The organism is Nocardia salmonicida NBRC 13393 (assembly GCF_001613085.1).
Classification (GTDB): Bacteria; Actinomycetota; Actinomycetes; order Mycobacteriales; family Mycobacteriaceae; genus Nocardia; species Nocardia salmonicida.
Map to the genome: position 1 here is coordinate 88,690 of NZ_BDBR01000030.1, position 21,610 is coordinate 110,299.

Here is a 21,610-nt window from a genome sequence, read left to right on the forward strand (position 1 = left end):
AGTCGAATGGCCGACGAAGCGGAACTGCGCGCCTATCTCAAACGCGCCACCCGACAGTTGCAGGAGACCAGACAGCAGCTCGGTGACGAGCAGGCACGCGCGCGGGAACCGATCGCGATCGTGGGAATGTCGTGTCGGTTCCCCGGCGGGATCGCATCACCCGATCACCTGTGGCAGGCGCTGATCGAGGGACGCGACCTGATCACCGAGTTCCCGGCGGATCGGGGCTGGGACGTCGACGGGTTCTACGATCCCGACCCGGACAAGTTCGCCAAATCCTATGTGCGCGAGGGTGGTTTCCTCGAGGGCGCGGGCGAGTTCGATGCCGGGTTCTTCGGGATCAGCCCGCGCGAAGCCGAGGCGATGGACCCGCAGCAGCGGCTGTTGCTCGAGCTCGCCTGGGAATCGGTCGAGCAGGCCCGCGTCGACCCGACGACGCTGCGCGGCAGCGACACCGGCGTCTTCGTGGGATTCAGCGATCAGGGGTACGGATTCGGCGCCACCCAGGCGTGGGACGGTGCGGAGACCTACTACTTCACCGGCAATCACGCCTCGATGGCGGCGGGACGGGTCGCCTACCTGTTGGGTCTGGAAGGTCCGGCGGTCACCGTCGACACCGCCTGCTCGTCGTCGCTGGTCGCGATTCATCAGGCGATGCAGTCGTTGCGCCTGCGGGAATGCGGCATGGCACTCGCCGGGGGCGTCACGGTGATGTCCACCCCGATGCCATTCGCGCTGTTCTCCCGTCAGCGTGCGCTGGCGCCGAACGGGCGGTGCAAGTCCTACGCCGCGGGCGCGGACGGCACCGCGTGGGGTGAGGGTGTCGGTTTCGTTCTACTGGAACGTCTTTCGGACGCGCAGCGCCACGGGCACCGGGTACTCGCGGTGCTGCGCGGCTCCGCGGTGAACAGCGATGGTGCGTCCAACGGCCTCACCGCACCGCGCGGTCCGGCTCAGCAGCGGGTGATCGGATCCGCGCTGGCCAACGCCGGTCTGCGCCCGGCCGATATCGACATGGTGGAGGGCCACGGCACCGGCACGGTGCTGGGCGATCCGGTGGAGGCGCAGGCCCTGCTCGCGACCTACGGGCAGCGCGACGGTGCGCCACCGGTGTTGCTCGGCTCGGTGAAATCGAATATGGGACATACGCAGTCGGCCGCGGGGATAGCCGGACTCATCAAGGTGGTCCAGGCGATCCGCCACGAGATGGTCCCGCCCACACTGCATGTCGACGCGCCGACCTCGCACGCCGACTGGACCGAGGATCGCATCCGGCTGGCCCTGCGACTACAACCGTGGCCGCGCACCGAGCACGCACGAAGGGCGGGGGTGTCGTCCTTCGGCATCAGCGGCACCAACGCCCACCTGATCGTCGAGCAAGCGCCGCAAACCGCAGAGGCAGATGACCCGCCGACACCCGCTCCCGCCCATCCGCCGAGGCCGTCCCATCCGCCGAGGCCGTCCCATCCGCCGAGGCCGTCCCATCCGCCGACGCCGTGGCTGCTGTCGGCGCGCACCGCCGCCGCACTGTGCGACCAAGCGGCCCGGGTAGGTGAGGCAGTCGCGAACTCCTCGCACCGCCTCGCCGACATCGCCCACTCCTTGGCCACCACGCGAACGCGATTCGACCATCGCGCCGTTGTCGTGGCGAACACCCGCGGTGAGTTCCTGGACGGGCTCGCCGCCATCACCGATGGACACACCGCCCCCTCGGCAGTCCTCGCACATCGTGGCACCGGCGGCAAGCTGGCGATGATGTTCCCGGGTCAGAGCGACCGACTCGCGGGCATCGGCAGCGGGCTGTACGACGCGTACCCGGTCTTCGCCGAGGCCCTCGACAACGTCTGCGCTGGTTTCGACACCCATCTCGCGCACCCGCTACGCGCGGAGATGTTCGGAACGGGTGAACAGCTCACCCGGACCGAATACACCCAGCCCGCCGTTTTCGCACTGCAGGTGGCGATGTTCCGGCTGTTCGAATCCTGGGGAACAACACCGGATTTCGTTGTCGGGCACTCCGTCGGTGAACTCAGCGCCGCGCACGTCGCGGGTGTGCTGTCGCTGGACGACGCGATCGCGGTGGTGGCGGCGCGCGGTCGGTTGATGCAACGAATGGCCGTGGGCGCGATGGTCTCGGTGCGGGCATCCTGTGCCGAGGTCACCGACTCGATCGCCGGTCGAGAGTCCGAACTGTCGGTCGCGGCGGCCAATGGGCCGAACGCCACCGTGATCGCAGGCGATGTCGCGGCGGTCGGCGAGCTCGCACGGTACTGGCGAGAACGTGGTCGACGGGTTGCCCGGCTCGGCGTCGACCGCGGTTTCCACTCGCCGCACGTGGATCTGATCGCCGACGAGTTCCGCGCCGTCGTGGCCGGCGTCGGGCTCCAGGAACCGCGCATCCCCATCATTTCCACGGTGACCGGCATGGCATCGGCACCGGGACAGCTGACTTCGATCGACTACTGGGTACGGCAGGCCCGGGAGCCGGTGCGTTTCCACGACAGCGTGTTGCGGTTGCACGAATCCGGCGTCGTCACCTACCTCGAACTCGGCGCGGGAGACACCCTCTCCGGGCTGGTCTACGAGGCACTCGCCGATACCGGCAGCACGGCGGTCCCGGTGCTGCGCCCCGGCGTCGACGAAGCGACCTCGGCGGTGAAAGCCGTTGCGGCAGCGTGGGTTACCGGTGCCAAAGTCGGATGGTCGGCGCTGTGTTCCGACGAGACGACCAGGGCGGTCGATCTGCCGACCTATCCGTTCCAGCACCGCCGCTACTGGGTCCACACCGACAGTGCCGTACTGGAGAGCATGATCGGCGTCGCGGGAGCCGAACTCGCCGGTGACCGGAGCGTCGGCCGACGCGAGGTATCGGCGGGGGAGGTGGCGCCCACGCATCCGGACTGGCAGGCCGTCCCCGAGGACGAGCGCTCCGAAGTCGCGGTGCGACTCGTAGTGGATCAGATCCGCGAGATCCTCATCGACCTCACCGAAGACGACATCGATCTCGACGCCACGGTTCTCGCGATCGGACTCACCTCGCTGTCCGCCCTCGAACTGCGCGGCAGAATCAATGCCGCCGCGGGCACCGCTCTCTCACTGGAGGACCTGTTCACCCACCCGACCCCGCGGGCGCTCGGCGCTGTACTCGCCGCCCGGATCTGGAGCGACGCGTCGACCCACGAGGCGGTGCTCGCATGAGCGGGCGATTGTCGCCGGTGCGTGGCACCCTCGGCTTCGAACAACTGGTGCCCGCCGCGCTGGCCCACCGGCGCGGGCTCGCGGAGGTCTACGTCGCCGACACGGCGATGGTCGGGAGCTCGGAATACCTTGCCGCCGTGCAGGTGCCGCGGGCGCACTCGCTCTGGTTCGATCGGCTGGTTCCCTACCATGATCCGTTCTCCGCCGTCGAGGCCGTCCGGCAGGCGCTGCTCGTAGTCGGTCAACGGCACCTCGGTGTTCCCGCCGACGCGCCGGCCAGCCTGCAGCGGATGGCGTTCGCGGTGGAGGACCTGAGCTTGTTCCGCGACAGCGAACGAGAACCGCTCGAGGGGGTGGTTCGCCTGCGACCGGGTGCGGCGGGCACCGGGCGTGGCTACTACCACGACGTATCCTTCGACGCCACGCTGACCATCCACGGAGCGCTGGCGATGACAGTGCGCGGCAGCGGAATCACCTTCCCCCGTGACGCCTACGACGAGTTCCGCGAACTCCAGCAGGGCAAGCGCTCGGCGCTCGTCGCGGTCGGTTCCGATGCGGTGCGGCGCCTCCCACCGGAACTCGTGGGGCGGCGCGATCCCCGCAATGTGGTGCTCGCCCGCACCGCGGCGCAGGACCTGGTCGTGGTGGTGGATCGCGGGCATCCGAGTTTCTTCGACCACCAATACGACCATGTGCCGGGGCCGTTGCTTCTCGAGGTGTTCCGGCAGGCGGCGGTGCTGGCGGCGACCGCGACGGGTCTGCTCGCCTCGCCGGTCGCCGCGGTACTCGACCTCGAGGCCCAGTTCACCGACTTCGCCGAGCTGGACGCCCCCATCACCTGCACCACCGCGGCTGTCGGCGATCTCGACCTGGACGAGATCACGGTCGAGGTGGCGCTGCACCAGTACGGCAACCGCATCGCCCTCGCACACGTCGAGCTGGCGCACTATCCCGTGTCCGGGCAACGACAGGAGAACCTCGGATCATGACCACAGCATCGGCGAAACGGTACGCGGTCATCGGTGGCGGCTTGTCCGGCATCGGCGCCGCCTTCGCACTACATCGGGCGGGCCACAGCGTCGAACTGATCGAGCAGGACGCGGTGCTCGGTGGCCGCTGCGGCTTCGACACCCTCGGCGGCCGGCCGATCATGATGGGCGGCAAAAACATCGGCCGCCACTACCAGCAGCTGCGCGGCTTCATCGCCGCGTCCGGGGAGCGAACCTACGAGCCGTTCGGAATCAACAGCTCGCAGATCATCAACGGCGAACTGGTGACCCTCGACAACCCCGGCATCGCTGGTTTCCTGCGCCATCTGCTGCGCATGGGTTCGCCGGTCGACGCGGCGCGCATGCTCTACTACGGTGCGCGCGTGCGGTTCGACGAGCGCAACCGCTACCTGGGGTCGGACTATTTCGGCAAGGCGGGAACCGACAGCGACGACGTCGCGCTCGGCGCGCACTTCGGAGCCAAATTCGGTCGTACTGTGCTGCGGCCGTTGACAGTTCGGCTCAACGCCGCCGAACCGGACGAGGTGTACCTCGGCGCGTTCGGGGTGAGCCTCGGCATGGTGCAGGACAGATACGACCAACTCGTCGACGGTTTGCAGCCGGTCCTGGACTGGTTCGCCGGGCAGGTGCCGGTCCGGCTGAACACCCGCGTCGATCGCATCGTGCTGCGGGAAGGCCGGGTGATCGGACTCGATATCTCCGAAAATGGCGGCGCCACAACGTTTTCCGCCTATGACGGTGTAGTGGTGGCGATCCCGGCGTACGCGGCGGCGAATCTGTTGGAACCCGTGGCTCCCGCGCTGAGCAAGGTGCTGGGCCAGGTGACCTACCAGCCGTCCACGGTCGCGGTGGTGCAGTACGAGCAGCCGTTCTTCGGCAGCACCGTTCGATCGATCGCGTTCGACTCGGGACCGTGCAGCGCCGCCGGGGTCTATGGCGTCAACGATCTCGATATCGTCCGCTACACCTTCAGTGGGCGCGATGCCCGGCCGACGCCGGATGCGCGACAGTTGGCGAACTGGATCGACGAGGCCGAGGCGCAGGTGCGCGGTCATCTCGGTGGACCGTCGATCGCGAGGGTCCGCACCGAAACACGCAGTTGGGCCGCGGCGCACTGCGCCTACCTCCCCGATCACGCCGGGTTCCGCACGGCTCTCCGCGAGCAGACCGAATCCGTTGCGGGACTGCAGCTTGCGGGTGACTACCTACTCGGGGCGCAGTTGGAAGCCTGCTACCGATCCGGTGTCGCGGCAGCCGACGCATTGACCGCGTGAGCGTGGGCCCGGGGCGCCGCGTGTGAGCTACGCGGCGCCCCGGGCATGCACCATGTCGTCGGCGAGCAGTGCGATGCGAGCCCGCAGAATGCCCTCCGCGGTCGTCAGGTCCAGGTCGGTCAGGCCGCCCACCCGTCGCAGGCGGTAGTCGATGGTGTTGGGGTGCACATGAAGTCGCCGCCCGGTGGCTTTGCGATTGAGACCGGTCGCCATGTAGGTCCGCAGCGTTTCCAGGAGCTCCGGATGGGCGGCGAGCGGGGCGATGACATCGGCCAGATGCTCGCGCGCCGGTCCGGGCCGGGTGAGCTGATACTCGATCGCCACATCCGAGAGCTCGTACAGGCCGGCGGGTTTGGCGATGCCGCGCACCAGATCGAGCAGCTCGTGTGCTTCCTCGGTGGCCTTGGGGATCTGGTCGGTCGGGGCGGGCACCAGGGTCGCGGTGAGCTCGACCCCCGAGGTCGCGCTGATCGTGGCGAGGATGTCGCCGGTCATCCGCGCCGTGTCGGGCTCGTCGCTCGGGATCAGCAGGGTTCCGCCGGTGGTGCTCAGCAGTGCGAGCGACCGGGAGGCGAAGGCATCGGCCAGCGCCGCCTGCACGCGTCGAAGTTTGCGCCGCGCGACCACCTGGGCGTCGACGCGTGGGTCGTGCTCCTCGGGCAGCTCCGGAATCATCAGTGCCACCACCTGATACGAGTCGGCCACTCTGATGCCGGTTTGCCGGGTGAGGGCGCCGATGCCATGGCCGCTCAGTAGTGCCGACATCATCGTCTGCGCACCGGTCTGGTGTTCCTTGGCGACCTGGCGCTGCTCTTCGAGATAGGCACTCGTCACCGTCGCGTTGATGACCTCGAGCGTGCGCAGCAGCAGGCGAGTACCCGCGACGACTTCGGCGAGATCGGCCGCTGTCACCTGTCCGATCACGAGTTCGAAGCCGATCCGGAACCCCTCGGCGTACGCGCGCAGTAGTGTCCCGACGGGTACACCCTCGCGTGCGTGCTGGGCGGATGCCGCGCGCAGCGCCACCAGTTGCGGCTCGGACGGGGTCGTCCGCCTGTCCAGCATTTCCATCGCCAGCATCAGACAGCGGCGGGTGAACTCGGTGACGTCACCGCGCATCGCCTCGCTCGGCAGTGCCTGGCACGGCATGACATTCTCGGCGAAATAGGAGACGAGCTGTGACACCAACTCGTCGGCGTTTCCCAGGAAACTCGATGCGGTTCGACCGTCCGCGATGATGAGCGGATCGTAGATCCGATCCATGGCTGAAGAATTCATCGAAGGCACTCCGTCGTGGCAGACAGCGAATGGGGCTGGTCGTAGGTCTGTGTGAATCGCAACATAGCCACATCAGAGGTCGTAGTCGTCGGTCCCATCGAATGGGCTGGTGGGATCACGATCCCCTGACATCCGGGTTTGTGCGGGCTCACAGGCGGGCGGTGCCGCCGGTCGCCGATCGGTGGCGAGGCAATCCGACGCGGTCATAGACCGACGTGCTCACCGCACCGAGAACGAGCCCGACCGTCAGGCCGAGCAATGTCATCCAGAACCCTCTCGCGAGGCCCGATCCGAGGTCGCTGTCGAAGTACAGGATCGCGCGGACCGCCGTGTACACCTGATGCAGTGGTTCGAACGAGGCCAGCACACCGAAGTAGCGAGGTGTGGCCTCGATCGGCACCGACCCGGCCGAGGACGGCAGTCCGAGAATGACGAAGACGATGAGGTTCACCAGCAGCCCCGCGGAGCCGAACGCGGCCAGCACCGACAGGCCCGTGACGCCGACGGCGATCACGGCGAAGGCGCTGTAGAGGAAGAGCGGAAGCGGTTGTGCGACAGGCATTCCCACTATCGACGCGACGACCAGCAGCACCGCCGTGACCAGATGCGCGGCGACGACGAGTACGCCCCATTTGAGGAGCAGGGTGCGCTGTCGGGAGATCCGCGCGGGTGGCACATGCGGCGACCACGGCCCGTACTCGGTCGGCACGAACCCGAGCGCGCCGTCGACCATCGTGTGCACGATCATCGCGCCCAGCGTGCCCGCGAGCAGGAGCACGAGTGCGTAGAAGAACGCGCTGAGCCCGGCGCCGCTGCCGTCGGGCAGCGGATGGAACTCGGTGTGGATCACCTCGACGGGGCTGCGCAATGCCACAGCGGTTGTCCCCGGCAGTGCGTAGTCCGGGCCGAGTGTGCTGGTCACGGTCGCGAGCAGTTGTTCGCCGATCCGCGCGTTCACCTCGGTCAACGCTCGATCGCTGACCCGCCCCACGATCGCGGAGGCGAACGCCCCGGTGCGCGGATTGGTCCGCACGGTGATCGTGGGGCGTTCGATCTCGCCGGGAATCACGCTCCCCGTGCCGAGATTGCCGAGACGTTTGGTGAAGTCGCCCGCGATGATGATCGCGCCGTAGAGTTCGCCGCTGCGTAGCTGGCGCTCGGCCTGGGCTATCCCGAGTACGCGCAGGTCGATCTTGTCCGCGGGCACACCGTCGCGCAGTGCCTCGGTGATCTCGTTGCCGACATCGCGCCACTGCGGTGGCGAGCCGAGCGTATCGCCTACATCCAGGTCTACCAGCGCGATCGGGAAGTCGTGCAGATGCTTCTCCGGGTCGACGACGTAGCCGAGATACATCGTGGCCATCAGCGCACTGAGCAGGGTCAACACGATCGTCGGGAACAGCCAGATACGCACCGCCGCACGCTAACAGCGGCGAAGGCCCGGCGGCGGTGCGTTGGAATCTGTCCAATGCCGGTGATCGAGGACTGGCATCGGTCCGAAACAACTCAGATGTCGGGGAGCAGTCTCGCGTCCGACGGTACGTTCATGAAGGCCGAGATCACGTGATCACTGAGGTAGAGCCTGAATTCCGTGCGGTACTCGGCGGGGATATCCGCCGGGACCATGTCGAGAGCGTCCTCGACCTCCTCCCAGATTCGAGGAAAGGGAATTCCGTTTCGGGAACAGGATTCGACGGCGACCATCAGCTGATGTGTCAGGCTATCCATCTGGAGAGTCGATGTCACACTGAATTCTGTGTCGAGTAGCAGCTCGAGATCGTCCATTGTTTTCCCCTTACCAGTTTCGCACCCCTGCAGTGCGCTCAAGGTAGGTGACCGATTCGCGGTGGGGGAAATCGTGCGGGGGTTACTGGGCGTTCGGATATTTTTCGGCCCTCGACTTGTGATCCGCACCGACTGACCGGTGTAGGTTCGACCGATGATCTCCACGGCCCTGTACTGCGGCACTCGCTGGGACGAGCAGGGGCGATGGTTCTACGAGCTGCTCGGCGACGACGGGACCACCGAGCTGATGCCCGGTGTCGGCACGCGGCTGGCCTTCCGGATTACCGATTCCGGCCGATTCTGTCTCGGCTACCACGGGTTCGGCGGTGGGCGTCGGGGGCGGCTGGCCTGTCCTCGCCGTGCACGGCTCGACGCGGGGCGCCAGTGCGAGCAGTGCCGGATCAACGAGGGGTGGTCGGTGGTGCACAGCCATCGCGGTCCGCTCACGGCGTTGCCCGAACAGGTTCGCGACTACATGTCGCAGCCGCACCATCTCTACATCGCGTACTTCGGTGACGGGATGACCAAGGTCGGTACGGCCTCGGCGTCGCGGCGCAATCGCCGGCTGTTCGAACAGGGTGCGCTGGTCGCTCGATTCATCACCGATTCTCCCGACGGACTCCATGTTCGAGACCTCGAACGGACGGTGACCGAGCGAGCCGGCATCGGTCAGGCGGTCGCCGGTGTCACCAAGACCCGCATTCTGACGAAACCGCTGCGTCCGTGGGCGGCCCTGGAATCAGCTGTCGCCGACGCGGCCGAGCATGCCGCGAGCGCACTGCCCGCCGACATCACGCGTACCGACATCGCCTGGTCGGGCGGACGGGACTTCTACGCCACGATCCTCGCGCACGGCCGCTTCCCGGCCGCCACCGAAATCGCCGGGGAACCAGGCGAATACGTCATCGACGCGGTCACCGCGCACGGTCACACCATCGCGTGCCGGGACCCCGCGGGCGCGAGCGAACTCGTCCTGGTCAACGACACCCGGCTCGTCGGTCGCCGCATCGAACTCGACCCCACGATCACGGCGACTCCGGAACCCGCGCAGACCAGCCTGTTCTGACGAGCCCTCACTCCATGGCGGCGAGTTGCGCCCGCATGGTATCCAGACCCATGCCGCCCAATCGCAAAGCGCGAGTGTGGAATTTCTTCGCATCGAACGCCGCGCCCGCACGTTCGCGCGCCTCGTCGCGGGCCGCGAGCCACAGCCGTTCACCGAGCTTGTACGCGGGCGCCTGTCCCGGCCACCCCAGGTAGCGGTCGATCTCGTCGCGGGCCGTGGCCGAATCGGTAACCGTTCGGGTCAGCAGGAACTCCAGGCCGAGGTCGGGAGTCCAACGTTCGCCCTCGTGGAAGTCGGTGCCCGCGGGGATCTCCCATTCGAGGTGCATTCCGATATCCACGATCACCCGCGCGGCGCGAAACAGCTGCTGCGACAGCATGCCGAACAGATCGCCGTCGTCGCTGAGATAACCGAGCTCCTGCATCAGGCGTTCGGCGTAGAGCGCCCAGCCCTCGCCGTGGCCGGAGACGAACGACATCATCCGCTGGTACTGATTGAGCGCATCCGCCTCGCGCACAGCGGTCGCGATCTGCAGATGATGGCCCGGCACGCCCTCGTGGTAGACGGTGCTGACCTCACGCCAGGTCGCGAAGTCCTCTTTCCCCGGCTCCACCGACCAGCACATGCGCGCGGGACGGCTGAAATCCGCACTGGGCCCGACGTAATACGCCCCGACCACCCCGCCGGGCGGTGCGATCGTGGCTTCCAGTCGCATGAGCTCGTCGGGAATATCGAAGTGTTCGCCGCGCAACGACTCCAGCGCCTCGTCGGACATCTTCTGCAGCCAGGCCCGAAGCTCTGACTGCCCGCTCACCCGGTACTTCGGGTCGGCATCGAGCACGGTCGCCGTCTCGGTGAGCGAGGCCCCCGGCGCGATCCGGGCAGCGACGGTCGACATCTCGGTTTCGAGCCGCGCGAACTCCGCCCAGCCCCAGGCGTAGGCCTCCCGGAGGTCGAGGTCGGCGCCGGTGAAATAGCGCGACCAGAGCCGGTAGGTGTGCTCGCCGACGGCATCGTTGGCGGGAGCCAGAGGTACGAGCTCGGCGCGCAGGAACTCGGCGAACTCGGCGTAGGCCCGCTGGGCGGCGTGCGCGCCCTGGTGCAGTCGCGCCAGCGGCGCACCGTCGATCTCCGCGGCGGCGGCGACGAAGGCGGTGAAGAATCCGTCCCTCCCGCCGGAACCGGCCCAGGTGTCGGCCTGCTCGGCGACTTTGACAACCTGTCGCAGCCCACTGATCTGGCCGCGTTCCGCCGCGACCAGCAGCGACGAGCGCACACCGGCGAGCGCGGCGGGCACCCCCGCGAGGCGCTGCGCGATCACCGTCCAGTCCGCGGCGGTCTCGGCGGCCATCACGTCGAACACCATCCGAATGTTCTGGACCGGACTCTCGATCACATTGAGCGAGGCGAGCGGGAGCCCGGCGTCATGGATCTCCACGTCGAGCCCTATGCGTTCGGCGAAGACGGCTTTCGCCACCCGTTCACCGTCATCGGCGGGTTGCGCGGAGAGTATGGCGCGCACTGCGTTTCGAGCGATTTCCGCCCGGAGCTCGTGTCCGGCGGGCGAATAGTCGGTCAGGCGATCGTCGTGCCCCGCGATGCCGAACATGGTCGCCGTGACCGGATCGGCGGCCGCGTAGTCCTCGACGAACCGATCACAGATCTCATCCACACCCATGCCGACACGCTAACGGCCATCGGGCCACGGTGGGTGACGTACTTCCGGGAGTACGGCGGGTCGACGGCTCGTCGGTGACCGGGGCTGCGATGTTCCCGGCGGCGTCAGCCGTTCTGCCGACCTACCATCTCGGTGATCCAGGCGGGTGCGAACGGGGAGGTGCAGCCAGGGGGAGTCGGGTAGTCCTTCAGGACCTGGAGACGCTCGCCGATGTCGAGCGCGCGGGCGCGGTGGTCGGGATGGTCGATACCGATCTGAGCGAGGCAATGGTTCATCGCCCATTGCAGGCGATCGGGCGCGGTCTTCATCTGTGCCTCGATGAGGTCGAGCAGACCGGTGAGGTCGAGGCCATCGGGCTTCTTCGCGACTCGTTCGATTGTCAGCGCCCAGCCCGCGCTCGCGACCACCGGATCCGGGTCGGCGAACCACACCGTGCGCAGCTCCTCGGCGTGCGGGTTCTTCTTCACGACATAGTTGACGAGCCAGTCGTGGACCTTGGGGGTGCGTGCCTGGCGGATCATGGCGTCCAGCTCGTCCCGCTCGAAGATCTTCGGGCGGCAGATCAGCAGCGCGAGCAGTTTCGCCGCGGTGTCGTCGGTGTCCCAGAGCCGGCGGGCCGATACCGGTTGGGTCTTCAAGCGTTTGGCCAGTGCGCGCAGCTCGGTGAGGTTGACGCCGTGATCGTCGCCGTGCTTCTCGTTCACCGCACGCATTCTGGGATCGTCGAGGGCGGCCAGTTCGGCCATCACCTCGTCCACCGTCGTCTCCGACACCTGTGCCTCCCGGTCTATCGCTCGTCGCTGCCCATCATGCGTCGCGCCGGGTGTGTGCGTTCGAGTCGGGTGCGTGCGAGAACACCGCGACCAGGAAGTCGGAGTCGTCGGTGAAGGGCCGTAGATCCCAGGTCGACAGCAGTAGATCGGCTGTGAGACCGACAGCTTCGGCATCGGTCAGGAACTCGGCGAACTCATAGCCGCGGTCCGCGCCGAAGCCGATAACGACCCGGCCGCCCGGCGCGAGATGCCCGGCGAATCCCGCCAACACCGCCGACCGGGTGGACGGAGCAAGAAAGGTCATCACATTGCCCGCGCACACGATGGCATCGAAGTCGGCGCCAGGCACATCCAGTTCGGCCAGGTCGCCGACCAGCCACGTCGGACCGGGATGATCCGCGCGCGCCGCATCGATGAGCACCGGATCGACATCGACCCCCACCACCGTGTGCCCGGCGTCGTGCAGGTATCCGCCCGTGCGCCCCGGCCCACATCCCGCGTCGAGCACGCGACTGCCACGCCCGAGCATCGCGTCGATCAACCGAGCCTCGCCCACGATGTCGGTCCCCTGTGCGGCGAGGTCCCGAAACCGCGCCACATACCGACTCGAATGCCCTGGATCCGCGGCGATGATCTCTTCCCACCCGCTGGGTGTGCGCTCGTTCGACGCGTTCATGATCGCTGCCTCCTGGGCTCGGTCCACCGAATCACCCTGCTGACCTTAGTCGCGCAGGTGAGAAGGCCGAGTCACCAGATAGCGGCGTGAGTGGTGGCCGTCCGATGGCCGACCACCACTCAGGACCCGCTACGGCGTCGAGTAGCCGATGAGGGCGCCGATACCCGCACCGATCGGGATGGTGACCAGTGCGCCGACTCCGCCGAGGAAGAAGCCGAGCACCGCGCCGATGCCCGCGCCGATGAGCGCGCCGATGCCCGCGTTGTGCTGCTTGCGAGCCTCGACGTCACCGGCCGCGTCGATGAACTCCGCCATGTTGGCGGTGACGACGGCCGGTGCCGCGGTGGGAGTCAGCGTCGCGGAACGGCCGTCGGCGGAAATACCCGCCACCAGGTCGAAATCGCCTGCGCCGGTGATGATGCGGGTCGGCACCGCGGCGACCACCCGCCCCTCCCCGTTCGTGAGCGTGACCGCGCCACCGGCGACACCGAAGGTGCCGTCCGGGGCGGACACTGTGAGCCCGGAGCCATCGGCCCGCGGACTCGCGGTGAACGCCACGCCGCCGTCGACGCCCTGCACGATGGGAACCGCTGGTGATGGTGCGGCCTGCGCGGTGGTGGTGGCCGCGAGGCCGACAGCTCCTGCCGCGAGAACGGCGATCGAGCTGAATCGCGAGAAATGCATCCTGCCCCTCCAGTCTGCCCGCCGAATCCGGCGGAACATCCTCTGCCGGACCGGATCTCGGTCCGAGGACATTTTCGCATCGTCATCGATTCCGTGGAACCCACCAGGAGTGATACCGGAAAAACATCATCACTTCGACATAAAAAGCGAATTACATTGCCATACCGTAGATATCGATACGGTTACCGGAAATTTTCCTCTGCCCAGCGGTCCGGAACTTGTTCATCCGCGTGTGCGCGACGACCTCGACGCTGATTCGACAGCCGCGCGAGCCCCTGTCGTGGCGGCCGGACTCGTTGCGGCGCTGAGGACTCGCGGGTCCGGTACGGAGCTCCCGGCGCAGATCGCCATGTGCGCCGGTCGGATTTCGTTGGCAGGATCGAAGGGTTCAACGAGCCGAGGCGGAGGGAAAACCGATGACAATCCTGGTTACCGGGGCGACGGCCAATATCGGGCGGCTGGTCGTGGACCAGCTGATCGCGCGAGGCGCCACCGACATTCGCGCGCTGACCATCGACCCGGGCAAAGCCGCACTGCCCGAGGGGGTTCAGGTGGTCCGAGGTCATCTGGGTCGACCGGGCAGCTTGTCCGCGGCGTTCGAGGGCGTCGACCGGATGTATCTGGCACCCTCGCCGGGCACTGTCACCGAGGTGCTCGAGCTGGCGCGGGCCGCCGGTGTGCGACACGTCGTCGATCTGTCCGGTGAGCCCGAAAGCTGGTGGGGCAGTGTGTGTAACGCGGTGGAAGGCAGCGGCTTGGCCTGGACCCATCTGTGGCCCGCCGACTTCATGGAGAACACCCTGACATGGTCCCAGCAGATCCGTGAAAGCGGTGCGGTCCGGGAACCTCACCCTGACACCGCGAGCGCGCCCATCGCCATGAACGACATCGCCGCGGTCGCCGCGACCGCGCTACTGACCGATGGTCAGATCGGCCGCGCACACGCCCTCGCCGGCCCGGAGGTCCTCAGTCGCACCGACCTGCTCGCCCATGTCGCCCACGCGCTCGATCGCGAGATCACCTTCCGCACCTCCACTCGTGAGGAAACCATCACCGCCCTGCGGCCCACCATGGGCGACAACGCCACCTGGTACGTCGACAATGTCCTGATCGGCTTCGCCCCGACCCCGGAATCCCTGCCTATCACCAGCGTCGAGGACATCACCGGCAAGCCCGCCACCACCTTCAGTCAGTGGGCACACGCGAACACCGCCCGCTTTCTCGCCGATTGACATGCCCGGCTGAGAATTTCATTGCCCCGCGGTAGGAAATGTTGTGGGAAACAAGGAATCGGGCGACACTGAGGGAGTTCGACCAAACCTTGTGTGGTTGGTTCCTGGAGGGCGGGTGAAATGCCATTATGTGGGCATTTCGGGTGGCTTCCAGGGGTTCGGCGGTACAGCAGTGGGAAAGATATTGGCGCCAATAGGTCGTTTGTTCGCGGCGGTCGTGCTGATTGTCGCAGCGATTATCGCGCTGCACGGGCATTTACCTGGGACCACTGTTCCCAATGAAAACGGCGGTGCTCCGCCGTTGGCTGTCGCATTGATGCCGGTATTGTTGCTGGTCTCGGTGGTGATCTTGCTCGCCGGAGTCATTGTCAGTCAGCATCGGTTGCCCTTGGCGATGCCCGCGCTCGAGGGTGATCTCGGGGTTCGCCTGTCGTTCAAGCGGTTCGCGGTGCTGGCTCCCGTCGCGCTCAGCGCTGTCGCGCTGACATTCGCTGTCGGAATCACCATGCTGTTCGTCCTGCCCGGTGCCAGGCGGCAACCGACTTCACCGGCCGCGACGGAAGGGACGCCGCCGGTGTCGGGTGCGGTCGAGGTACAGGTGGTCGACTCGGCGGTCGACTCGTCGCGTCTGAGCGGGACGGCGTTGCTGGGGGCGGTGGGACTGGCGGTCGTGCTGATCGCCATCGCGCTGGTCGGTCTCGTCGGTGTCACCGTCTCCGGGCGGCGGACGCCCCTGGTGGAAGGGGTGAAGCTGACCGAGGAACAAGTGGCGAACACGGTCGACTCGCTGACCAGGGCAGCGGAGATGGGTCTGGCCGCGATGAACGCGCCGGGGCAGGATGCGCGGACCGCCGTGATCGCCTGCTATGTGGCGATGGAGGCCGGGCTAGCGGCGGATCGTGCTGCGGCACCACTGGTTTCGGATACACCGAGGGAAGTGCTGGAGCGGGCTTTCGATAGTGGCGTGCTGCACGACGACGGCGCGCACGAACTGGTCGCGCTGTTCGAGGAGGCCAGGTTCAGTCCGCACGCGATGCTGGGTTGGCAGCGCATCCGTGCCGAACAACTACTGCGTCTGGTACTCGCCGATCTCCAATTCCGCGACGAGGTTTCGGTGTAACTGCCTGCGCGGGGGGCCTATTCGTGGCGTCGCAGCTCGGCGTACAGCCACGTGCCGATCATCCGGGCGGTCATGGCGATGGCGGCGGCGCGGTCGCCGTCGGCCACGTCGTCGGCCGAGGCGCGCAACACCGCGGCGAAACCGGTGTTGACCAGAACCCACGACATCATGTCGTGGTCATGGTCGTGTCCGGGCCCGACGAACTGGATCACGATGAGCTTGAGCAGCATTCGCAGTCGCGGTTCGAATTCGGGCAACCCGCTGCTGTAGAACTGCACGCTGCGCACGAGCGCGCGAACCAGATCCGACTTGGCGGCCAGCGCATCGGCGAAGACGTCGAGAATCTCCGACGCGATCGCGATGTAGTCGTCACTGCTGGTCGGCGAGGTCTCTACGGTCAAGCTGAATACGCGCTGGGTGAAATCCTGCTCGACGTCGGTGATCAGGCGATCGAGGAGTTCGTCGACGAGGAAGGACCGCTCCGGAAAGTACCGGTACAGCGTTCCGATGCTGATCCGCGCGTGCGCCGCGATGACATTGGTGGAGGTGTTGTCGATTCCTCGCTGGCCGAACAATTCCGCGGCGGTATCGAGAATGTGTTCCCTGGTCGCCTTCGCCCGCTCTTGCTTCGGGCGGATTCGCCGGTCGACGGGTTTCGGTGGCATCGGAGTTCCTTTTCGGCGAAGTCGGTCCCACCGCTGACATCGGTCGGGCGATCGAGGCGGCGGCATGGTGCGCGTACTGCAGGGGAACTGCCGGGCGGGGAACGTCGAGTTGTCATGGGCGAAGAGTAGATTTCGCGAGCGGGTTTTCGGTGCTCGGTGGACCGGTATTGAGTCGGCTCATCAGGTTCGTGCCAGAACGTGCGTTTGCCGCACAAAGGCACTCGGGGGTGAGCCGAACCGGAAACTACGGGACGACCAGCGCGGCGGCGCGTTCCCAGTAGGTGTGCATGTCCTGCTCCCAGTAACCCCAGGAATGGGTGCCTGCCGGGCGGAAATCGAACGTCGCCGGGATATCGAGTGCGGCCAGTCGGTCGCGCAACAACGCGGTGCACACCACGGTGATCCCGTCGAGCACACCGCCGATGATCAGCTGGTCGAGCAGTTTCATCGGACTGTTCTTGACGCCGGGGCCGTTGAGGGTGTCCAGCGGGCCGGGCAGGCCGTTGCCGGTAGTGACATACACCTGCACTCCGCGCAGCTTCTGGGCATTGAGGGCCGCGTCGTTGGTCGTCCAGGCCGGATCGGTGGGCGGCCCCCACATATTCAGCGGGTTGCCGCGCCGCGCGGTGACGATCGAGGCCACCATCGCCTGTCCGGCCGGGTTGCTGGTCTGGATGCAGCCGCTGAAGGAGCCGACCATCCGGAATCGTCGCGGCGCTTCCTGTGCCATCCGGAACACCGCCGCGCTGGCCATCGACAAACCGGCGACCGCGTCGCGGCCGGTGCCGTGGAAAGCCGAGTCGATGATCGGAGGCAGTTCGGTGGTGAGGAACGTCAGCCAGCGATTGCGTCCGGTGCCGGGATCATCGGCCTGCCAGTCGGTGTAGAAGGTGCCCGCGCCGCCGATCGGCATCACCACGTTCGCCTGCGCGGCGCCGAAGAATTCGACGGCATCGGTCTTGGTGAACCAGTTGCTGCCGTCGCGCCAATCGGGGGTGTCGGTGCCACCGTCCACCCCGTTGATCAGATACAGCGAGCCCGCGGGCGCCGCGGGATCGGCGGCGGGAATGACCGCGACGGTGACCGGGCGGTTCATCGCCGCCGAGTGCACGGTCAGGTCGATCACCTTGCCGGGGCCGTTGGCGGCCGCCGAGACGGCGAACGAGCCGTTCGGCGCCGGTAGTGCCGCTGCCATGGCGTGGGCCGCGACCAGGTCAGGGGCCGCCTGCGCTGTCGCGACGACGGGCAGGCCGGTGGCGGCGAGCGCCACCGCGAGTGCCAGCCGCCGCCTCATCGAATGCGCCACTGTCTTGTCTCCGTTCGCTCCGGTGTCGTCGCTATCGCCCATGGCGGCTCGTCCCATCGACGAACCGCAGCTGCCTGGCATCGGGCCACAGGACCGACCACGGTTGGCTCGGCCCGTCGCACAGCCACACCGCGACGCCGCGGTTCACCCCGGGAAAGCCGAGCGTTTCGTCGATGTGGGTCAGCAGGGTGGTCCGGGTGAAGCGGGTGCGCAGCGCGGTGCCCGGATCGTCGACCCCGACGTAGAGCACGCTGGTCGCGCTGTCGGGTGGTGTGCCGAAGTAGCCGTAGCCGCGGTTCGGGCTGAACACCGGGGGCAGGCCGGCCGCGGGCCCGAGGTCGTCGAGTGCGGCTGCCTGCCAATAGTTCTGGGTCACGATCACCAGAGCTTCGCGCTGCCGCGGCGGTACCCGGTCGTAGCTCTCGGCCACTGCGGTGACCAGATCGTCCCAACCGTCCAGCCCGAAAAGCAGACTGCGCGAGTGGATGTGTGAATAGTCGTCGGTGGACTGTCGCAGTGCCGAGTCCGGTAGGGGCAGCACGACCACGAGCGCGACACAGATCGCGGTCGCGAGTGCGCCGATGCCACCGCTGAAGATCGCCCCGAGCCGGGAGAAGCCGCGGTCTGCCAGATACACCGCGCCCGCCGCGAACAGACCGGGAAACGCCCCGGCGACGAAGTAGGGGCGCAGACCCGCGAGCACCACCGCGCCGAGACCGAGCGCGATCATCGGGATCAGGAAGTAGTACGGCCGGAATCGCTCGGCGCGCAGGCCCGCCCACATGCCGGCGATCAACAGCAGCCCGCCCGCCCCGGTGACCTGGATCATCGTCCACGGCACCGCCGTCAACCCGGCGGTGGCGAGTTGTTCGTCGCGCACGACCGCGCCCATCGCCAATTGCGGCCAGCCGTTGCTGTGCTGCCACCACAGAATCGGGACAGCCGACCCGGCGAGCAGGCTCGAGCCCAGCCACCACGCGGGCCGACGCAGCATCTCCCTCGGCCCGAACACGGCCACACCGAGGGCGAGCACCGCCCAGATGATCGGAATCAGCCACTTGACCTGGAAGTCGACCGCGGCGACGAACCCCGCCGCGACCAGTAGGTAGTCCTCGCGGGTCCGCACCCAGCGGATCAGCAGCCACGCCAGCATCGCCGTCAAGGTGATGTCGAGGGCGAAGGTGCTCAGCATCGCCGACTGCATCACCGCCATCGGGGTGGTCGCGTAGGCGAGCGCGGCGACGGTCTGGGGGAGTCTTCCACCGCCGAACTCCCTGGCCATTACCGCGCTGAGCACGATGGCCAGCACCGTGAACAGCAGCGCGGGCAGCCGAAGGACGGCGGTGGATCCCGGCGCGAGGTAGTCCGACAGTGCCGCCAGCAGCGGAACCAACGGGCCCTGATCGGCATAGCTCACCGACGGATGCCGTCCGGCCGCGAGGAAATACAGTTCGTCGCCGCCGATGCGGTAGCGGTCGATCCTGGCGAGGAACAGGGTCGCGGCCACGGTCGCGACGATCGACACCTCGCGCCACGCGAAGGCGGGCAGCGTGCTGGTGGGTGCGGCGGGCACGTCGACGGTGCCGCTCCGGACTTTCATGGTGGTACTCCGGGGTCAGTCCCGGTCGCCGCGGACTGGCGTCGGAGCAGCTCCGGAAGGTGTCGAGTGGGCGAGAGATTCGTGTTCAGGAGGGGGCTGCAGGCGTTTGAGCCACGCCGGCGCCCACCAGCAGGCGTCCCCGAGCAGGCGCATGGACGCGGGCACCAGCAGCATCCGCAGGATGGTGGCGTCGATGAACAGCGCGGTGACCATGCCGAGGGCGATGTACTGCATCATCAGCAGATCCGACAACGCGAACGCGCCGGTGACCACCAGCAGGATCAGCGCGGCAGCGGTGATGATGCGGCCCGTACGGGCGATACCCGCCTGGACCGCTTCGGTCGTGGATGCTCCCGCTGCCCTGGCTTCGACGATGCGAGACAGCAGGAATACCTCGTAATCGGTCGACAGCCCGTAGACCACCGACACGATGACGACCAGGACCAGCGACATGATGGGTTGCGGGGTGAAGCCGAGCAACCCCGCGCCGTGCCCATCGATGAAGACCCACGTCAGCACGCCGAGGGTGGCGCCGAGCCCGAGCAGGTTCAACGCGGCGGCTTTGAGCGGCAGTATCAGCGAACCGAATGTCAGCGCCATCAGGAGCGTGCAGGCCAGGAAGACGAACGCGATCATCAGCGGCATCCGCTCGACGAGCGCGTCGATACTGTCTTTCTCCACGGCGGGATTGCCCCCGACCATCAGTGTCGTGCCGGGCGGCAGCGGCATCGAACGCAGATAGTCGACGGTCGCCTCGGCGTCGTCGGAACCGGCGAGCACGGTGTGGGTGGTGAGAACCTGGGGCTGGAACGGCGACTGCATCGGCTCGGCGAACGGCGCGCCGATGCCGGGGGCGTGGTTGGCGTCGGCGCGGACGGTCTCGGCGGTCTCGGGGTCGAAAGTAATGATGACCAGGTCGATCGGGTCGATCTGGCGCAGCGGGAACAGTTCGTCGAAGTGCTGCTGGGCCATGCGCGTCGGATGGGTCGGCGGGAGAAAACGCTCGTTGATGGAGCCGAAGGCCAGATTCTGGATCGGGACGATGAGCAGCAGCAGTCCGAGGCAGATCGGAATCGCCACCACCAGTGGACGTTTCATGACGCCCGCGGCGAATCGGCCCCACCTGTTGTCGGGGACACGGTCGCTGGCGACCGGTTTGCGGAACCAGTCGACGCCGAGCCAGTCGACTCGCCTGCCCAGCACGGCCAGCATCGCGGGTAGCAGGGTGATCGAGGTCAGCGCCGCCAGCGAGATGGTGATGATGGCGCCGTAGGCGAACGATCGCAGAAAGCCCTGCGGGAACACCAGAATGCCCGCCGCCGCGACCACCACGATCAAGGCCGAGAACAACACCGTGCGCCCCGCCGTGGTCACCGAACGCCGGACCGCGTCGTCGACCGTTCGGCCGTCGGCGAGTTCCTCGCGGAAACGACTGAGCACGAACAGCCCGTAGTCGATCGCCAGGCCGAGGCCGATCATCGAGACAACCGGGGAGACAAAGGAGTTCACCTCGGTGACCGCGGTGAGGCAGCGCAGCAGCCCCCATGCGCCGAGCATGGTGAGTCCGCCGATGATCAGCGGCAGCGCCGCGGCGACGACGCCGCCGAACAGGAAGAACAGCAGGATCGCGACCGCGGGGATGGCGAACAGCTCCACACGTCGCTGATCCTGAACCATGGTGTCGTTCAACGCGAGAGCGACCGGCTGCCCGCCGGCGAGTTCGACCTCGACCCCGGGGATCACGAACTCCTCGGCGATCTTGCGGTAGTTGCGGCCCTGTTCGGTGGGATCGAGGCCGCTGACCGCGACCGAGGCGAACGCGTAGTCACGTTCGGGCGAGCCGAAGACGTCGGGAAGCGCCACGCCGGTATCGGTCGGCCAATACGCGCCGTTGATCCGGTCGATCTCGTTCGGGAAACGCTGCGGCAGACTGTTCAGTCCCGCCACGACTGTCTCGGTAAAGGCTGGATCGTCGATTGTTGTTCCTGCGGGCGCCCGAAACAACAAGATCACATCGCTGCTGTGATCACGGCCGAATGCGTTGTCGCGCACGTGCGCCGCACGAACCGATTCCGACGACGGATCGTCGAACCCTGTCGAACTCAGATCCGCGCCGAGCCCGAGCCCGTAAGTTCCCAGTGCCAACAATCCGGTCACCATAATCAAGATCACCAAATATCGCCGACGCACGACGGTGTCTGCCCACTGTGTCAACTCGGCGAACACATTCGCCTCCCAACTGCTCGCGATGTGTCGAACTTGTCA

General features: G+C 67.2%; 17 protein-coding genes. 6 read left to right on the forward strand and 11 right to left on the reverse strand.

Annotation, left to right across the window (positions count from 1 at the left end; translation table 11 throughout):
* The first annotated feature begins 6 nt into the window (after window positions 1–6).
* The 3 genes from NS1_RS25520 to NS1_RS25530 are packed head-to-tail and all read left to right on the forward strand — an operon-like array spanning window position 7 to window position 5,482.
* Window positions 7–3,198, forward strand: a complete 3,192-nt coding sequence (locus NS1_RS25520; RefSeq protein ID WP_062988436.1) for a type I polyketide synthase — start codon at window positions 7–9, stop codon at window positions 3,196–3,198.
* Window positions 3,195–4,187, forward strand: a complete 993-nt coding sequence (locus tag NS1_RS25525) for an AfsA-related hotdog domain-containing protein (RefSeq protein WP_062988437.1) — start codon at window positions 3,195–3,197, stop codon at window positions 4,185–4,187. The genes NS1_RS25520 and NS1_RS25525 overlap by 4 nt, the downstream gene beginning before the upstream one ends.
* Window positions 4,184–5,482 carry an FAD-dependent oxidoreductase gene (locus tag NS1_RS25530; RefSeq protein ID WP_062988439.1) on the forward strand — a complete coding sequence of 433 codons (1,299 nt, stop codon included), beginning with the start codon at window positions 4,184–4,186 and terminating at the stop codon, window positions 5,480–5,482. The genes NS1_RS25525 and NS1_RS25530 overlap by 4 nt, the downstream gene beginning before the upstream one ends.
* 27 nt (window positions 5,483–5,509) lie before the next feature.
* On the opposite strand, the gene NS1_RS25535 is transcribed toward NS1_RS25530, so the two are convergent.
* The 3 genes from NS1_RS25535 to NS1_RS25545 all read right to left on the reverse strand — a co-directional run bounded on the left by NS1_RS25535 (window position 5,510) and on the right by NS1_RS25545 (window position 8,488).
* Window positions 5,510–6,760: a PucR family transcriptional regulator gene (locus tag NS1_RS25535; protein ID WP_062988441.1), complete on the reverse strand. Its 1,251-nt coding sequence runs from the start codon at window positions 6,758–6,760 to the stop codon at window positions 5,510–5,512.
* Between the two features lie 148 nt (window positions 6,761–6,908).
* Window positions 6,909–8,174 carry a YhgE/Pip domain-containing protein gene (locus NS1_RS25540; protein WP_084504393.1) on the reverse strand — a complete coding sequence of 422 codons (1,266 nt, stop codon included), beginning with the start codon at window positions 8,172–8,174 and terminating at the stop codon, window positions 6,909–6,911.
* Window positions 8,175–8,266: 92 nt separating this feature from the next.
* Window positions 8,267–8,488 carry a hypothetical protein gene (locus NS1_RS25545; protein WP_131816742.1) on the reverse strand — a complete coding sequence of 74 codons (222 nt, stop codon included), beginning with the start codon at window positions 8,486–8,488 and terminating at the stop codon, window positions 8,267–8,269.
* 211 nt (window positions 8,489–8,699) lie between these two features.
* Between NS1_RS25545 and NS1_RS25550 the strand changes: the two genes are divergently transcribed.
* Window positions 8,700–9,611, forward strand: a complete 912-nt coding sequence (locus NS1_RS25550) for a DUF2797 domain-containing protein (RefSeq protein ID WP_062988445.1) — start codon at window positions 8,700–8,702, stop codon at window positions 9,609–9,611.
* 7 nt (window positions 9,612–9,618) lie between these two features.
* On the opposite strand, the gene NS1_RS25555 is transcribed toward NS1_RS25550, so the two are convergent.
* The 4 genes from NS1_RS25555 to NS1_RS25570 all read right to left on the reverse strand — a co-directional run bounded on the left by NS1_RS25555 (window position 9,619) and on the right by NS1_RS25570 (window position 13,422).
* Window positions 9,619–11,289 (reverse strand): DUF885 domain-containing protein, encoded by a 1,671-nt coding sequence (locus NS1_RS25555; RefSeq protein WP_062988447.1) that lies wholly within the window; start codon window positions 11,287–11,289, stop codon window positions 9,619–9,621.
* A 104-nt stretch (window positions 11,290–11,393) separates the two neighbouring features.
* Window positions 11,394–12,035, reverse strand: coding sequence for a DNA alkylation repair protein (locus NS1_RS25560; RefSeq protein WP_084504407.1), 642 nt, complete (start codon window positions 12,033–12,035; stop codon window positions 11,394–11,396).
* A 61-nt stretch (window positions 12,036–12,096) separates the two neighbouring features.
* A complete protein-coding gene (locus NS1_RS25565) occupies window positions 12,097–12,738 on the reverse strand; it encodes a class I SAM-dependent methyltransferase (protein ID WP_062988452.1) in 642 nt (213 codons plus the stop codon).
* Between the two features lie 129 nt (window positions 12,739–12,867).
* Window positions 12,868–13,422, reverse strand: coding sequence for a DUF8020 domain-containing protein (locus NS1_RS25570; RefSeq protein WP_062988454.1), 555 nt, complete (start codon window positions 13,420–13,422; stop codon window positions 12,868–12,870).
* A gap of 416 nt (window positions 13,423–13,838) precedes the next feature.
* On the opposite strand from NS1_RS25570, the gene NS1_RS25575 reads away from it, so the two are divergent.
* A complete protein-coding gene (locus NS1_RS25575; RefSeq protein WP_062988456.1) occupies window positions 13,839–14,654 on the forward strand; it encodes an NAD(P)H-binding protein in 816 nt (271 codons plus the stop codon).
* Between the two features lie 316 nt (window positions 14,655–14,970).
* Window positions 14,971–15,774 (forward strand): DUF4129 domain-containing protein, encoded by an 804-nt coding sequence (locus tag NS1_RS25580; protein ID WP_255284685.1) that lies wholly within the window; start codon window positions 14,971–14,973, stop codon window positions 15,772–15,774.
* A 17-nt stretch (window positions 15,775–15,791) separates the two neighbouring features.
* Here NS1_RS25580 and NS1_RS25585 read toward each other — a convergent pair whose 3' ends face one another.
* From NS1_RS25585 to NS1_RS25600, 4 genes are all read right to left on the reverse strand, one after another.
* Window positions 15,792–16,439 (reverse strand): TetR/AcrR family transcriptional regulator, encoded by a 648-nt coding sequence (locus tag NS1_RS25585; protein ID WP_062988460.1) that lies wholly within the window; start codon window positions 16,437–16,439, stop codon window positions 15,792–15,794.
* A gap of 244 nt (window positions 16,440–16,683) precedes the next feature.
* Window positions 16,684–17,733: an alpha/beta hydrolase gene (locus NS1_RS25590; protein WP_062988559.1), complete on the reverse strand. Its 1,050-nt coding sequence runs from the start codon at window positions 17,731–17,733 to the stop codon at window positions 16,684–16,686.
* A gap of 43 nt (window positions 17,734–17,776) precedes the next feature.
* Window positions 17,777–19,345, reverse strand: a complete 1,569-nt coding sequence (locus NS1_RS25595; RefSeq protein ID WP_062988463.1) for an ArnT family glycosyltransferase — start codon at window positions 19,343–19,345, stop codon at window positions 17,777–17,779.
* A 15-nt stretch (window positions 19,346–19,360) separates the two neighbouring features.
* Window positions 19,361–21,571, reverse strand: coding sequence for an MMPL family transporter (locus tag NS1_RS25600; RefSeq protein ID WP_062988465.1), 2,211 nt, complete (start codon window positions 21,569–21,571; stop codon window positions 19,361–19,363).
* Window positions 21,572–21,610 lie beyond the last annotated feature (39 nt).

Bases quoted from the DNA above. Each gene is read 5' to 3' on its own strand.
- NS1_RS25530 (WP_062988439.1), top strand. From the start codon at position 4,184: ATGACCACAGCATCGGCGAAACGGTACGCGGTCATCGGTGGCGGCTTG.
- NS1_RS25550 (WP_062988445.1), top strand. From the start codon at position 8,700: ATGATCTCCACGGCCCTGTACTGCGGCACTCGCTGGGACGAGCAGGGG.
- NS1_RS25560 (WP_084504407.1), bottom strand. From the start codon at position 12,035: ATGGCCGAACTGGCCGCCCTCGACGATCCCAGAATGCGTGCGGTGAAC.
- NS1_RS25580 (WP_255284685.1), top strand. From the start codon at position 14,971: ATGCCGGTATTGTTGCTGGTCTCGGTGGTGATCTTGCTCGCCGGAGTC.
- NS1_RS25565 (WP_062988452.1), bottom strand. From the start codon at position 12,738: ATGAACGCGTCGAACGAGCGCACACCCAGCGGGTGGGAAGAGATCATC.
- NS1_RS25520 (WP_062988436.1), top strand. From the start codon at position 7: ATGGCCGACGAAGCGGAACTGCGCGCCTATCTCAAACGCGCCACCCGA.
- NS1_RS25595 (WP_062988463.1), bottom strand. From the start codon at position 19,345: ATGAAAGTCCGGAGCGGCACCGTCGACGTGCCCGCCGCACCCACCAGC.
- NS1_RS25545 (WP_131816742.1), bottom strand. From the start codon at position 8,488: ATGGATAGCCTGACACATCAGCTGATGGTCGCCGTCGAATCCTGTTCC.
- NS1_RS25590 (WP_062988559.1), bottom strand. From the start codon at position 17,733: ATGAGGCGGCGGCTGGCACTCGCGGTGGCGCTCGCCGCCACCGGCCTG.
- NS1_RS25525 (WP_062988437.1), top strand. From the start codon at position 3,195: ATGAGCGGGCGATTGTCGCCGGTGCGTGGCACCCTCGGCTTCGAACAA.
- NS1_RS25535 (WP_062988441.1), bottom strand. From the start codon at position 6,760: ATGAATTCTTCAGCCATGGATCGGATCTACGATCCGCTCATCATCGCG.
- NS1_RS25570 (WP_062988454.1), bottom strand. From the start codon at position 13,422: ATGCATTTCTCGCGATTCAGCTCGATCGCCGTTCTCGCGGCAGGAGCT.
- NS1_RS25555 (WP_062988447.1), bottom strand. From the start codon at position 11,289: ATGGGTGTGGATGAGATCTGTGATCGGTTCGTCGAGGACTACGCGGCC.
- NS1_RS25575 (WP_062988456.1), top strand. From the start codon at position 13,839: ATGACAATCCTGGTTACCGGGGCGACGGCCAATATCGGGCGGCTGGTC.
- NS1_RS25585 (WP_062988460.1), bottom strand. From the start codon at position 16,439: ATGCCACCGAAACCCGTCGACCGGCGAATCCGCCCGAAGCAAGAGCGG.